11 protein-coding genes are annotated in these 14,150 nt (G+C 73.1%); 3 read left to right on the top strand and 8 right to left on the bottom strand.

Translation table 11 applies throughout. From position 1 onward, the window contains the following. Positions 1–518 precede the first annotated feature (518 nt). Genes dgoD through ACH4B3_RS32120 form a run of 5 tightly spaced genes read right to left on the bottom strand, consistent with a single transcriptional unit; the run spans position 519 to position 4,987 of the window. Entirely contained in the window at positions 519–1,664 is a 1,146-nt protein-coding gene (gene dgoD, locus ACH4B3_RS32140) for a galactonate dehydratase (RefSeq protein WP_398468934.1), read from the bottom strand. Next, positions 1,661–2,413 (bottom strand): SDR family NAD(P)-dependent oxidoreductase, encoded by a 753-nt coding sequence (locus tag ACH4B3_RS32135; RefSeq protein ID WP_398468932.1) that lies wholly within the window; start codon positions 2,411–2,413, stop codon positions 1,661–1,663. The genes dgoD and ACH4B3_RS32135 overlap by 4 nt, the downstream gene beginning before the upstream one ends. Positions 2,414–2,463: 50 nt before the next feature. Beyond that, a complete protein-coding gene (locus ACH4B3_RS32130) occupies positions 2,464–3,405 on the bottom strand; it encodes a sugar kinase (RefSeq protein WP_398468931.1) in 942 nt (313 codons plus the stop codon). Beyond that, complete coding sequence (locus ACH4B3_RS32125) at positions 3,402–4,028, bottom strand: bifunctional 4-hydroxy-2-oxoglutarate aldolase/2-dehydro-3-deoxy-phosphogluconate aldolase (RefSeq protein ID WP_398468929.1); 627 nt, start codon at positions 4,026–4,028, stop codon at positions 3,402–3,404. The genes ACH4B3_RS32130 and ACH4B3_RS32125 overlap by 4 nt, the downstream gene beginning before the upstream one ends. Then, entirely contained in the window at positions 4,025–4,987 is a 963-nt protein-coding gene (locus ACH4B3_RS32120) for an SMP-30/gluconolactonase/LRE family protein (RefSeq protein ID WP_398468927.1), read from the bottom strand. The genes ACH4B3_RS32125 and ACH4B3_RS32120 overlap by 4 nt, the downstream gene beginning before the upstream one ends. A 125-nt stretch (positions 4,988–5,112) precedes the next feature. Here ACH4B3_RS32120 and ACH4B3_RS32115 point away from each other — a divergent pair, with 125 nt between their 5' ends. Both ACH4B3_RS32115 and ACH4B3_RS32110 read left to right on the top strand, forming a co-directional pair. Further along, the gene (locus ACH4B3_RS32115) at positions 5,113–6,420 is read left to right on the top strand and encodes an ROK family protein (RefSeq protein WP_398468925.1); all 1,308 of its coding nucleotides are present in this window, start codon (positions 5,113–5,115) and stop codon (positions 6,418–6,420) included. An 883-nt stretch (positions 6,421–7,303) separates the two neighbouring features. Beyond that, positions 7,304–8,749, top strand: coding sequence for an RICIN domain-containing protein (locus tag ACH4B3_RS32110; RefSeq protein ID WP_398468923.1), 1,446 nt, complete (start codon positions 7,304–7,306; stop codon positions 8,747–8,749). Positions 8,750–8,892: 143 nt separating this feature from the next. On the opposite strand, the gene ppk2 is transcribed toward ACH4B3_RS32110, so the two are convergent. Then, positions 8,893–9,774, bottom strand: a complete 882-nt coding sequence (gene ppk2, locus ACH4B3_RS32105) for a polyphosphate kinase 2 (RefSeq protein ID WP_398468921.1) — start codon at positions 9,772–9,774, stop codon at positions 8,893–8,895. Between the two features lie 292 nt (positions 9,775–10,066). On the opposite strand from ppk2, the gene ACH4B3_RS32100 reads away from it, so the two are divergent. After that, the gene (locus ACH4B3_RS32100) at positions 10,067–10,258 is read left to right on the top strand and encodes a hypothetical protein (RefSeq protein WP_398468919.1); all 192 of its coding nucleotides are present in this window, start codon (positions 10,067–10,069) and stop codon (positions 10,256–10,258) included. A gap of 102 nt (positions 10,259–10,360) precedes the next feature. Here the strand turns inward: ACH4B3_RS32100 and ACH4B3_RS32095 are convergent, their stop codons facing one another. Together ACH4B3_RS32095 and ACH4B3_RS32090 are read right to left on the bottom strand one after the other, a co-directional pair. After that, positions 10,361–11,980 carry an ABC transporter substrate-binding protein gene (locus ACH4B3_RS32095; RefSeq protein WP_398468917.1) on the bottom strand — a complete coding sequence of 540 codons (1,620 nt, stop codon included), beginning with the start codon at positions 11,978–11,980 and terminating at the stop codon, positions 10,361–10,363. Between the two features lie 6 nt (positions 11,981–11,986). Beyond that, entirely contained in the window at positions 11,987–14,137 is a 2,151-nt protein-coding gene (locus ACH4B3_RS32090; protein WP_398468915.1) for a hypothetical protein, read from the bottom strand. Positions 14,138–14,150: the final 13 nt, after the last annotated feature.

Raw genomic sequence — 14,150 nt, 5'->3', positions numbered from 1 at the left:
TTGGGGGGGCCGGTGTGGTAACCCCAGCGCCGCGGGGGGGGGACCCGGCCGGCGGACCCCCCCCCCGACCCCCGGCCCCCCCCCCGCCGGGGGTGGGGGGGGGGGGGCGCGCCCGGGGGGGCCCCCCCGGGGGCCGGGCTCGACCGCGGTTGCCACAGGACAGCGGCGGGGGGAGGCCGCCGGGCCGGGCCTGGGCGTGCTACGCGTAGTTCGGCCGCTGTCCCGCGAGGAGAGCGCGTAGGCGTACAGGGCAGGGGTGAAGTCACTGGTGATCGCGTGGGACGCCAGCAACCGCGACACGGCCGGCTCGTGAACAGCTGGAAGCTGCCGATGACCGAGCAGACCGTGGCCACGGCGGGGGCGCCATAGACGGCCGGTAGCTTCACCCGCGCATGCGGCCCAGCGGACCCTGGCGCGGGTGCGCGCGGGCACGCCCGCGCGCGTGGGCGGGCTCGTCCACGGTGCGCCACTCCCCCGCCCGCCGCGCCGCCCGCCTACTGCCAGCGGCCGGTCCGAGGTCACCACTCGGCCTGGGAACCGTCGTCCCGCCGCCAGACCGGGTTGCGCCAGCGGTGGCCGGTCTCCGCGGCGCGTTCGACGGCCTTCTCGTCGATCTCGATGCCCAGCCCGGGGGCGGTGAGCAGGCCGACGTGCCCGTCGTCGTACCGGAAGACCGACCGGTCGGTGAGGTAGTCGAGCAGGTCGGAGCCGGCGTTGTAGTGGATGCCCAGGCTCTGCTCCTGGATCAGCAGGTTGGGCGTGGCGAAGCCGACCTGGAGACAGGCGGCGAGCGCGATCGGGCCGAGCGGGCAGTGCGGGGCGAGGGAGACGTCGTAGGCCTCGGCCATCGCCGCGATGCGCCGTACCTCCGAGATACCTCCGGCGTGGGAGAGATCCGGCTGGGCGACGGCGATGCCCTCCCCCAGCACCCTCTTGAAGTCCCAGCGGGAGTAGAGCCGCTCGCCGGTGGCGATGGGAATGCTGGTGGAGCGCACGATGTCGCCGATGTGCTCGCTCATCTCGGGGACGACCGGCTCCTCGACGAAGAACGGCAGGTACGGCTCCAGCAGCGGGAGCACCCGCCGGGCCATGGGGAGGGTGAGCCGGCCGTGGAAGTCCACCGCGATGTCGAAGCGGTCGCCGACCGCCTCCCGGACGCTCGCCACCCGGTCGGCGATGGCCTGCGCGGCTTCCGGGGTGTCGATCAGGCGCAGCTGGGCGGAGGCGTTCATCTTGATCGCGGTGAAACCGTCGGCCTTGCGGGCCGCCGCCGCCTCGGCGACGTCGGTGGGGCGGTCTCCGCCGATCCAGCTGTAGACCCGGATGCGGTCCCGGACGTTGCCGCCCAGCAGTTGCCACACCGGCACGCCCAGTGCCTTCCCGGCGATGTCCCACAGCGCCTGGTCGATGCCGGCCACCGCGCTGGAGAGGATGGGGCCACCCCGGTAGAAGCCCCCCTTGGTGAGGACCTGCCAGTGGTCCTCGATGCGCATCGGGTCCCGGCCGACCAGGTGGTCGGAGAGTTCCTCGACGGCGGCGGCGACGGTGTGGGCGCGGCCTTCGACGACCGGTTCGCCCCAGCCGGTGATGCCCTCGTCGGTGTCGATGCGCAGGAAACACCAGCGGGGGGCGACCAGGTACGTGCGCAGTGACGTGATCTTCACTTGGACTCCTTCTTCACGGCCCAGCCGCCGTCGACGGTCAGGGTCGTGCCGGTGACGTACGAGGCGTCTTCGGAGGCGAGGAAGACGACGGCGGCGGCCACCTCCTCGGGGCGTCCGAGCCGCCCGAGGGCGGTGGCCCGGGCGGACAGCTGCCGGCCTTCTTCGTCCACCTCGTCCCAGGTCTCGGTGAGGATAGGGCCGGGCAGGACGGAGTTGAAGCGCACCTCGGGCCCGTACTCGACGGCTAGCTGGCGGACGAGCGCGCACATGCCGCCCTTGGCCGCTGCGTACGCCGGGTAGCCGGGAAGCCCGAACAGCGCGTGCACGCTGGAGGTGGCGACGAAGGAGCCGCGCGCGGCGCGCAGATCGTCGAGGAATGTGCGCACGGCGAGGTGGAGCGCGGTGAGGTTGACGGCCAGCTCGCGGTTCCACTCCGCTGTGGACAGTTCATGGGCGGGCACGTCCCGGTGCGTGAACGCGTTGCTGTGGACGATGCCGACGGGACCGAACAGGGCGTGTACGCGATCGCGCAGCCGGGTCCAGTCGTCCTCGGTCGAGACGTCGCAGTGGACGAAGACGGCGCGCCCGCCGTCGGCGCGGATCTTCTCCGCGAGCTCTTCGCCGGTCTGGTCGGCGATGTCGGCGAGGACGACCGCCGCGCCTTCGGCGGCGAGGCGCCGGGCGCTGGCGGCACCGATGCCGGAGGAGGCGCCGGTGACGACGGCGGTGGTGTGGTCAAGACGCTTCATGAGGTGTTCCTGTGCTGTCGTGGGCTGGATGGCGGCGGAGAGGTCCCCGGTCAGCGGGTGACGTCTTCGCCACCGAGGAGGCCGAGTTCGCCGCGGTGGGGCAGGCCCTCCCAGTCGCCGTGCACGGAGACGGCGAACGCACCGCAGGTGGCGGCGAGTCGCAGCCGCCCGGAGACGGGGGCGCCGTCGAGGAGGCCGGCCAGGTACCCGGCGACGAAGGCGTCGCCGGCGCCGATCGGCTCCACCGCGGTGATCGGCACGATTTCCTGAGGGATCACCTCGCCGGGGACGGCCGCGAGGGCGCCGCGCGCGCCGAGCTTCACCACGGCCTCGCGCGGGCCGAGTTCCAGCAGGGCGGCGGCCATGGCGGCGGGCGCGGCCCCGGGGACGACCAGCGTGGCCTCCTCCGGGCCCGCGAAGACGATGTCCGCGCGGGTGACGAGGCGGGACAGCTCGGCGGACGCCTCGGGCCGGGACCACAGCAGCGCCCGGTAGTTGAGGTCCAGGGAGACGGTGACGCCCGCCGCCCGGGCGATGTCGACGGCGCGGTGTACCGCGGCCCGGGGGGAGGCGCCGAGTGCGGGTGTGATCCCCGTGATGTGGAGGACCCGCGCCGCGGCGACGAGTCGCTCGTCGATGTCCTCCGGTGCGAGGCGGGATCCGGCCAGGCCCTGGCGGTAGTAGGTGACGCGGGTGTGGTCGGTGGTGCGGCGTTCACGCAGCATCAGGCCGGTCGGTGCGGTGTCGTCGAGTCGGGCGCGGGAGACGTCGACGTCCTCGGCCCGCAACCCGCTCAGGACCATCGTGCCGGCGGCGTCGGCGCCGACCCGGCCCGTCCACGACGTGGGGTGCCCGAGGCGGCGGACGCCGATCGCGACGGTGGCCTCGGCACCGGCGAACGCCAGCCGCAGCGGGGTGCCCGCGGTGAGCGGTCCGGGTTCGGTCGCGGCGACCACGGCCATCGCCTCGCCGAGCGTGACGAGCGCGGTCATGAGCGGACCCCCCGCAGCAGCGTGGCGGCCCGCTCGCGCAGTGCCTCCAGGTCGCCGCCCTCGCAGGCATCGCCGACCAGGGGGCTGCCCATGCCGAGCGCGGCGGCTCCGGCCGACAGGTAGGCGGGGGCCTGGTCGAGGGCGATGCCGCCGGTCGGGACGAGCGGAATCCCCTTCAGCGGCGCGCGCACGGCCTTGAGGTAGCCGGGGCCGCCGACCGAGGCGGGGAAGAGCTTCACCATGGTGGCGCCGGCCTGCCACACGGTGAGGATCTCGCTGGGGGTGAGCGCTCCCGGCAGCACCGGGACGCCGAGCCGCTGTGCCTCGGCGACGACGTCCAGGCAGGTGGCCGGGGTGATGAGGTAGGTGGCACCGGATGCCACCGCGCGTTCGGCGGCCACCGGTGTGGTGACGGTCCCGGCGCCCAGGGCGAGCCCCTCGGGCTTGGTGGTGGCGTACTCGCGCAGGGCGGTGAGGCTGCCGGGGGTGGTGAGGGTGAATTCCACGGCCCGGATCCCGGTGGCGTGGAGTGCGTCGGCGACGTCGGCGAAGTGGCGGGCCGACCCGGAGCGCAGGATCGCGATCACGGGCGCCGCGGCGAGGGCGTCGGTGAGTTCGGTCATGAGGGTGCTCCCTGCTGGTGAGCGGTGGCGGACGGGGTTCGCGGGCGCGCCGGGCCGTCGGCGAACGGCGGGACGGGCAGGCCGGTGGCTCCGGGGCGGCAGACGAAGAGACGCCCGGCGTCCGGCTCGGCGCGCGATTGTTCGGGGGTGAGCCCTTCGGTCGCCGTGGTGATGACCAGGACGTCCAGGTCCGGGCCGACGAAGGCGCAGCTGGAGACGTGGGAGGCGGCGACCTCCACGACCGCGTGCGGCTGCCCGTCCGGGGTGTAGGCCCGCACCTGGCCGGCGCCCCACACGGCGACCCAGACCCGGCCCTCGGTGTCCACCGCCAGACCGTCCGGCTCTCCGTCGGCGCCGGTACCGGCGAAGGGGCGGCGGCCGGAGACGGCTCCGGAGGCGGGGTCGTAGTCGAAGACGTCGACCCGGCGCGTCGCGCTGTCGGCGTAGTAGAGCAGGCGGCCGTCCGGGCTCCAGCCCAGCCCGTTGGAGATGGTGACCGAGTCGAGGAGGGTGGTGACGCCACCGTCCGGGTCGAGGCGGTACAGGGAGCCGGCTCCCGGGGTCACGTCCCAGGCCATGGTGCCGGCCAGCAGCCTCCCTCGGGGGTCGCACTTGGCGTCGTTCATCCGTCGGCGTATGCCGTCCTCAGGGACGGCCGGTGCGGCGATCTCCGTGGAGGATTCGGCGTCGGCGAGCCGCACGAACGCCGTACCGGCTGCCGCGACCAGGACTCCGGAGTCGCACGGAGCCACCGCTCCCACCGGCCGGTCCAGGGTCAGCGTGGCCTGCCACAGCACGTCCGGCGGCCCACTGCCGTCACCCCGGCGTACCAGCCTGCCGCGGTGGATCCGGTGGGCCGTGATGTCGACCCACAGCAGTTCCTGCCGGCGGGGATCCCACACCGGCCCCTCGGTCAGCCGCCCGGGGCGAGGCGTGCACGGCACCGCGGTCATTCGCATGTCATCGCTCCTCGTCGTCGGCAGGACTCTAAGACTTCGTCTAACCCTTGTAAATAGTCTTGGTCCAAGGCCCCGAATAAGCTTCGTCCCGGTGAACGCCCCAAACCCGACGAGAGGACGCGACGGTGGTCGAACGCACCGCTCAGGACATCCGGCGCCGCAACCGGTTCGACACGCTGCGCCGCGTCTACGCGGCCCCCGCCCCGGTGAGCCGGCAGGACATCGCGGCGGCCACCGGGCTGTCGTTCGCGACCGTGGCCAACCTCGCCGCCGAGCTGCTGGAGGCGGAGGTGCTGATGGAGGCCGGTCACGAGGAATCGGGAGGCGGGCGTCCGCGGGCCCGGCTGGCGGTCAACGCCGACCGCGGTGTCCTGCTCGGCATCGACATCGCCGAAACCGGCATCCAGGCCCAGCTGTTCGATCTGGCGCTGACGGTACTCCGGAGTGTGGAACTGCCGCTCCCCCGGGCGGAGGTGGAGCCGGCCGACGTCGTGGACACGGTCGTGGCCGGAGTGGAGCAACTGCTGGCGGCCACCGGCACGCCCACCGCGCGGGTGCTCGGAGCCGGCGTCAGCGTGCCCGGCCTGGTGGAGCGCGAGGGTGGCGTGTCGGCGTTCTCGCCGTACTGGTCGTGGCGGGACGTACCGCTGCGGGCCCTGCTGGCCGAGCGGCTCGGCATGCCTCTCTACCTGGACAACCCGCTCAAGGCGAGCACGGTGGCCGAGATGTGGTTCGGCGCCGGGCGCGACATCGACGACCTGGTGGTGGTCACCCTCCGCGCGGGCGTCGGCGCGGGAATGGCGATCGATGGAGCCCTGTACCGCGGCGCCACCAACAGCGCCGGTGAGTGGGGCCACACCTGCCTGGCCCTCGACGGTCGGGAGTGCCGCTGCGGCAAGCGCGGCTGTGTGGAGGCGTACGTGAGTACGGCCGGGGTCGCGCGGACCCTCGCCGAGGTGTCCCCGGACAGCCCGCTGCTGCGGGCCCGCGACGAGTCGGCGGTGGTCGAGGCCGTCGCACGGGCGGCGGCCGAGGGCGATCCGGCGGCCGTGGAGACGATCACGCGGACCGCCCGCTACCTCGGCGTCGCGCTGGCCGGCCTGTTCAACCTCTTCAACCCCCAGGTGCTCGTCGTCGGCGGCCTGCTCGCGGACCGGCTGGACGAACCGCTGCTGCGGCAGACCCGGGACGCGGTCACACGGCACGCGGCTCCGCAGCCGCCCCGGGCCGTGCGGTTGCAGCGCAGCACCGTTCCGGACAACCCGGTGAGTCTCGGCGCCGCGACCTTCGCCCTGGAGGGTTTCCTCGACGACCGGGACACCTTCGGGCCGGTGAAGGCCGGGCGTCGCGCCGCCCGGGCCGCGCGGACCGGGACGGCTCGCCAGCCGGGTGGCTCGCCGGCAAGGGCCCAGCCGCCGCGTCACCACGCCTGACAGGCGCGCACCCGGGGCCCGGCCCCAGGACCGGAAGCGGGCACCTGGCGGGGCAGCGGGTGGCCGGCCCGGGGTGCGCGGGGAACCCGGGCCACGCGGGGGCACTCCCCCGCGGTGCCGCCGTCGCGGGCCCGGCGAAGTGGCCCTGGGACCGGCGTACTTCCGGCGGTCGGGCGCCTCCCCGCCGTTCGAGGACGAGACGGCGGCGCTCGCGGGCGGCGGCTCCTTCGACGACATCGGGCCGGGCACCGACTTCCTCGCCCGGCTCGACGAGGCCGGCACCCGCAACAGGGGCAACCCCCCACCCCGCGGCCATCGCCCGGGACGAGACACCGGTCAGCGCCGAGCGGGACTTCCTCGGCCTCGAGCACGTCGACCGGCCGCGCGACACCGCCGTGGGCGGCACGACCGGACCCGGGCCGTCGGTGAGCGAGCCCCACGGTCACCCCGGCCGCCCTCACCGAGCACCGAATCCGGCCGACCGGGGCCGCGACCGGCGCGGAAGGGGCGTGCCGGAAGTCTTGACATGCCTCCGCGGCGCTCCCACACTTTCAGCCAACCTGCCGTGTTTACGTAAACATGAAAGGGACGACACCACGACGTAACACCGTGGGTCATCCTCCCCGCCTCCCCGCCGTGGGCGAGGAGGCGGGGAGGAGCACACCCGAGCCGCGCACCGGCCGACCGCCGGCACCGGCTCACCTCCTTCCCCCACCTGCACGCCAGCTCAGGTCTCCCGCCTGGCAGCCACGGAGCACCCGCACCGGTCACCCATGACCCCCCTCGCGCTCCCACGACCGTGCGCACCCCCCACCGGCGCGTCCGGCCCGCTTGCCCAGGCCCGGGGCCAGCAGTGCACGAAGACAAGAAGAGGTCTCCACCCATGTCCCGCAGAACGACGAGGACGACGGCGCTGTTCGCCGCGCTGTCCGCCCTGCTCCTCTCCCTCCTCGGCATCACCGGCACAGCCCACGCGGCACCGGTGAGCATCACCAACGCCACGCAGTTCACCGACACCTCCGGCGCCGCGGTCCACGCCCACGGCGGTGGCGTGATCCAGGTGGACCGGTACTACTACTGGTTCGGTGAGAACCGGAACGCCGACAACACCTTCCGCTATGTCTCCGCCTACCGCTCCCCCGACCTCAAGAACTGGGAGTTCCGCAACCACGTACTGACCCAGGCCACCGACCCGGAGCTGCAGGTGGCCAACATCGAACGCCCCAAGGTCATGTACAACAAGGCCACCGGCATGTTCGTGATGTGGATGCACAAGGAGAACGGTCACGACTACGGCGAGGCCAGGGCCGCCGTGGCCACCTCCAGCACGGTGGACGGCGACTACACCTGGAAAGGCAGCTTCCGGCCGCTGGGGCACATGTCCCGCGACATCACCACCTTCGTCGACACCGACGGCAGCGGCTACATGATCTCGGCCGCCAACGAGAACGCCGACCTGCACGTCTACCGACTGACCCCGGACTACACCGAGGTGGAGTCCCAGGTGCAGAAGCTGTGGCCGGGCCAGTGGCGCGAGGCACCGGCGATGTTCAAGCGCGATGGCGTCTACTTCCTGCTCACCTCCGGCGCCACCGGCTGGTCCCCCAACCAGCAGAAGTACGCCACCGCCGGCAGCATCACCGGCTCCTGGAGCGACCTGAAGGACGTCGGCGACTCCACCGCCTACCGCAGCCAGACCGCCTACGTACTGCCGGTCCAGGGCACCGACGGCACCGGCTACCTCTACCTGGGCGACCGCTGGGGCAACGCGATGGGCGGCACGGTCAACGACTCCCAGTACGTCTGGCTGCCGCTGAGGTTCCCCACCGCCACCACCATGACGATGGACTACTCACCGCAGATCACCATCGACGCCGCGGCCGGGAAGGTGACCGGAATGAACGTCACCTGGGAGACGCTGACCGCCCGCAACAGCGGCAAGTGCATCGATGTGAGCGGCTTCGGGATGGGCGACGCGGCACAGCTGGTCCAGTGGGGCTGCGGCGCCGGCGTCAACCAGAACTTCTGGCTCAAGAAGCTCGGCAACGGCTACGTCCAGGTCATGGCCCGGCACAGCGGGAAGTGCCTCGACATCAGCGGCGCCTCCACCGCGGACGGCGCGTACGCCGTGCAGAACCCCTGCGACGGCCGGACCTCGCAGCAGTGGAAGATCAAGGCGACCGACTCCACGGAGTACGTCCAGCTCGCCGCCCGGCACAGCGGCAAGTGCCTGGACGTGGTGAACCAGGCGACCACCGACGGCGCCGCCCTGGAACAGTGGGCCTGCAACGGCGGACACAACCAGCACTGGAAGCGGACCGCCGCCTGACCACGACCCGATCGGGCACGCCCCCGCCCCCGGCAGGGGCGAGCCCGACCGGACACGGCGCGACGCCGCATGGCCCGGACCGCAGGGGGCGGGACGCCTCCGCCGGCGGCGAACGAGCCCCACCACCGCCGGACGTGCGCCCCTCATCGGCTCCCGCCGCCCTCGACCGGGCCCACGAGCCTGGCCGCGTGATCGGGGACGTGGGTCTGCCGGTCCTTCGGCGGGCGCTGGTACCCGGTGGGCGCCGGCCGTCGGGGGAGCCGCAGCCGCGGCGGCTCCACCTCGCCGTACGGGACGCTCGACAGCAGGTGGGCGATCATGTTGATGCGCGCGGTGCGCTTGTCGTCGCTCTCCACCACGTACCAGGGCGCCTCCGGGACGTCGGTGTGCTCGAACATCTCGTCCTTGGCCCGCGAGTACGCCTCCCACCGGGCGAAGGACTCCAGGTCCATGTCGGACAGTTTCCAGCGCCGTCGCGGATCGTCCAGACGCTTCCGGAACCGCCGCTCCTGCTCGGCGTCGCTCACCGAGAACCAGTACTTGCGCAGCAGGATCCCGTCCTCCACGAGCATCCTCTCCACCACGGGGCACTGCCGCAGGAAGCGCCGGTGCTCCTCCGGTGTGCAGAAACCCATGACCCGCTCGACACCGGCCCGGTTGTACCAGCTGCGGTCGAACAGCACGATCTCGCCGGCGGCCGGAAGCTGCTCCACATAGCGCTGGAAGTACCACTGGGTGCGCTCGCGCTCGGTGGGCACCGGCAGTGCCACGACACGGGCCACCCGCGGGTTGAGGTGTTCGGTGACCCGTTTGATCGTGCCGCCCTTCCCGGCCGCGTCGCGCCCTTCGAACACCACGACCAGCCGCCGGGCTTCGGCCCGGACCCACTCCTGCAGCTTGACCAGCTCCGTCTGGAGGCGGAGCAGTTCGGTGTCGTAGACGGCCCGGGGCAGCCGATCGGGCCGCGGCCCCGCCGGTCGTGCCCTGCCTTCGTTAGCCGTGGCCTTCCGCTCCCTCGGCGTCATCGCTCGCCTCCTCGGTTCCGGCCCCATCGCGGTGACCGGACCAGCATGCTCACGCCGTCGGCACCTTGGCCACCAGGCGGGCCCGGGCGCGAGGGGACGAGGGCGCGCCGCCGGGTCCCTGACGTTCGGCCACGACGGATCCGCCGACGACGCTCGAGCCGCGCCGGGCCGGCTGCTGGCGCGGCGGAGCGACGCCGCGGGCCCGTACGACCCACGAACGGGTCCGCCCGGGAGCGCTGCCGCCTCCGGTCGCCCAGACTGGCAGTGCTGCCCCGCGGAGACGGAGGGACCCATGCCCGGAGACGCCGGCGAGATCGCGCTGAAGAAACTGCAGAAGGCACGCGACGCCGCGAAGGACTTGTCCGAGGACAGCTACAAGAAGTGGCAGGGGAGAGGCGGCGACAACGGGGACATGTTCCAGGTGAAGTTCCTGGCCGCCGGCTGCATCGCGGACGTCCTCGATTTCGCCCTGAACAACGACTGAGGGCGTCTCCCCCGCCGATCCGGGCGTGCCGGCGCGTCTACCGACCGCGCCTGGCACCCGGTGCCGTCGTCCGGCCGCACCGCCCCGCACCGGGGACACCCCTCAGGGGGTGCTGCTGGGGATCACGCAGTTCTTCGGCTGTTCCCGGCCGGTGGGCCAGCCGAGTCCGACGAACTCCAGTGTGCCGTGGCCCTTCCGGCCCGGATCCAGCTGGACGATCGCGGCCGGCTTGTCGTACGCGTTGCCGCCGCTGGTCAGGCATATCAGTCCGCTGGTACCCGGTACCCGGTGCCGGGACTGGAGCAACGACCACTGCCGGCCGACGTCCTCCCGGCTCGGCACCGCCTCGGCACCGCCCCGCTGCGCCTGGTGCAGCGCCTTGCCGATGGTGACCAGGCCGTCGTACACCAGCATCGTCCGGGAGTCCGTGAGGTTCGGGGCGGCGCCGAGCCGCACCCCCTCGGTCCGCGTGGTTGCGATCCGCTTCCGCAGGGTGTCCAGGGCCGCCTTGGGCTCGGTGAGGTACTGGGGCAGCTCCTCCTCGGCGGGCTCGCGGTCATGGTCCGCGTCCCACTTCCGGTGCCAGGCGGCCAGCTCGGTACGCCAGGCGTCGGGGTGTGCCGGGGCGGCGTACTGCAGCGTCACCTTCGCCTCGCCGTCCTCGCCGCGCAGCTGTTCCCAGTCCTTCTCCGACATGTCCTGCCGCAGCGAGGCGGCGTCGGACCCGCTGACGATGGTGTAGTGCCGGTCCTTGCAGCCCACCTGGGCGAGCTTGAGCGCGAAGAGCCGCAGATGGAGCGTCCGGCCCGCGAAGTAGACGGTGTCGGCCTCGGAGTCGCAGATGTTGTTGGCCGTATCGGTGAACTGGTTGCCGGTCGAGCCGGGCTCGTCGATCGCCGGGGACTCGAAGGACATCGCGGCGGGGCCGGGCGGGCCCTTCTCCTCGATCCCGCTGAACGCCTTCGCCAGCGACTCGTTGTAACCGTCCGAGCGCCTGTCGTAGACCAGCACCGTCCGGCGGTTCTCCCGGCCGCGTTCGCCGTTGAAGTCGGCCAGCGCCCGGGCCGCCTCGCGGTTGGTGGGGATGATCCGGGCCAGGCCGGGGAACCGCAGCCGGGCCATTCCGTCGGCGCGGTCCTCGTTCGCGATCCGGTCCCCGCTTATCCGGGAGGCGAGTACCGGCACCTTGTGTTCCGTCAGCCGCCGGACGGCTTGCTCGGTGGCGTCGAGGCTGAGGTTGAAGCCGGTGACGGCGCGCAGCCGGTCGTCGGACGAGTCGGCCATCCGCAGCAGGGTGTCCACGACCCTCTCCTGCTGCCCGTAGTTCCGTCCGGGGTTCGCCAGCACCAACCGGATCTTCGGCGGTTCCCCTTCGCCCGCGTTGGCCTGCCGCTGCCCCAGATAGGCGCCCTGGAGGTCGCTGCGCATCTGGCGGCGCAGCGCCGCCTTGTCCGACTGGAGCGGCAGCATCATCGCCACCGTGACGTACGGCTGGTCGGCGATCCGCTCGTTCTCGCGTGCGATGGCCTGCGCCACGTCGCGGATCTCCGGGGTGCCGAAGTCGTAGCCCTCTCCGTCGACGCCGACGCACTCGCCGCCGATCCGCTCGATCCCGTCGGTGCAGGTGTCCGGCTTCTGGAGGATGGACCAGGCGAGCCGGCCGCACACCGTGATCGCCGCCACGACCAGCAGCGCGTAGAGGATCTTCTTCCATCTGGGCATCCCGGGTTACCTCCTTCGCCCCAGCTGTCCGGTACAGGTGCAGCGCAGCAACGGCTGCTCGTTCTCCGCCAGGTCGCTCCACTCGGTAGCCGTCCTGCTGAGCTGTCCCGCGCCGTCGAACTCCATGATCGAAAGGAGGCCCAGCAACGTGGCCAGCGTGCCGGCCGTCTCCTTCCCGGTCGGCCGGGTCCGCTCCTCGCACAGCCACACCGCGTGCAGCAACTGGTCGACGGTGCGGCGCAGCGCCGGTCCGTCCACCGCCACCAGGCCCTGGGCCCGCTCCCGCCGGGCGTCCGCACCGCCCGGGTACGGCGCCTGGGCGATCTCCAGCAGCTCCGCGCACCACTCCCGGGGGCGTCCGGGCAGCGTGGCGGCGAGATGGCGGACCACCTCGTCGGCACCGCCGGACACCAGGTGGTGGTTCATCCGGTGCGCCGTGACCGAACGGAACGCCGCGCCGCTCGGCGCCTCCTCGTCCGCCGCGCGTCCCGCGTAGTGGTCCCGCAGCAGATGGTGGTCGGCGTACCAGGCGGCGCCGCCGGGACGCAGCCCGTACAGCCGGTGCACCAGCAGCTGGCGCAGTCCGAAGTCTCCGATGAAGTGCCGTTCGCAGGCCGGCCACCCGGTGTCGGTGAGCAGCTGCGAGACGTGGTGCGACGTCACCCGGTGCACCCGGCCGCGCTGGTGGTGGCGGAGCAGGACGTCCGCACACTCCTCGTCGTGCGCCACCGACAGATGGGTGAGCAGATCGAGCCACTGGTCGCGGTGCTCGGTGGGCAACCGCACCGGCATCTGGTCCACGACCAGTTCCCGCAGCAGCACTTCCGCCACCGGCTGTTCCGGAGCGCCGTTGGCGGCGGTCCGCAGCGGGGCGTCGAGGATGTCCCGGTCGTTGGCGTCGGCGGGCATCCGGAAGTCGGCGGCAGCGGCGGCCAGCCGGATCACCGTGTGCGGTCTTCCACCGCTCAGCCGTGCCACGGCGGCGTCGATGCGGCGGCGGTTGGTGCCGCCCTCCGGTTCCGAACGCTGCTGCCTGCGCTCGGTCTCCCGGCGGAGCTGGTCGCCGGTGAGACGGGGCATCCGCAGCAGGAGCACCCCGTCGGCCAGCGGCGCCTGGTCCGCTGCTCCGCTCGCGCGCCGGGACCACGCGGGAGGGCCGCCGTCGGCCGGACGGAACTCCGCCGGGGGCACCACCGCCTGGGCCGGCCGGCCGCCGTGCAGGAAGGCGCCGCCGTCCGCCCGGCGCGCGGTGCCCACGATCACCACGCGGTCGCGCTGCCCGCCGCGGCGGTCGGTGAGCACGGCCCGCAGCAGCTGCTCCCCCAGTTCGGACTCGGCGCGGTCCAGCAGCAGCCCCGGCCGACCGACCCGGCGCAGCCAGCCGGACGCCGAGGCGTACCCCGCCTCCAGGTCCTCGCGCAGCGCCCGGAAGAGGAAGCTCTCCGCCAGCTCCCGCGCCTCGCCGCCGGCCTGGAAGTCGGCGGCGAGGTTGCGCAGCCCGTGCCTGGGCTGACCGGCCGCGCCGGGATACGCACCGTAGATCCGCTCCAGTTCCGCCCTGCCCCGGGGTGCCAGGCGCTCGAAGAGGGCGTCCAGCAGCGCGTTGCTCACCGCCGCCGAGTAGGGGTCGAGCGCCTGCCCGGAGAGGGTCGTCAGCAGGTTCCGGATGGTGCCACGGAGCACACCCCGCCAGAAGTCACCGGCGCCCAGGCCGCGGAAGCGCTGCCGCTGGGGCAGCTCCTCGTACCGTTCGACCTCGGTCGCGACCGCCTCGGGGGTGCCGTCCGTGACGCCGGTCGCGATCATCGCGAGACCCGTGAAGAGACGCGGGAAGGCGAACGAGCCACCCGTCCCCTGCCAGGCGCACAGCCGCCGGGCTACCTCGACCAGCAGCTCGGTCCCGGCCGAGCGGGCGCCCTGCTCCGGCTCCGCCCGGTCCGCGTACACCGGCGAGTCACAGTCCAGGAAGATCACCGGCACCTTGGTGGCGAAGCGGTCCCGCACCTCGCGCAGCAGCCGCCCTTTGCCCATGCCCGGGCCGCCGGTGAGCAGCACCACGGGAAGGTCGGGTCCGTACAGCTGCTGCCGACCACCACCCGACGGGGACCGCCCGAGCAGCCGCGCGAAGAAGCCCTCCTCGCTCAGGAGCTTCTCCAACCCCAGGTCTTCA

The sequence above is a fragment of the Streptomyces sp. NPDC018031 genome, from assembly GCF_044327625.1.
In the GTDB taxonomy this organism is placed as follows: domain Bacteria; phylum Actinomycetota; class Actinomycetes; order Streptomycetales; family Streptomycetaceae; genus Streptomyces.
This window is presented reverse-complemented; position numbering and strand designations above follow the sequence as displayed.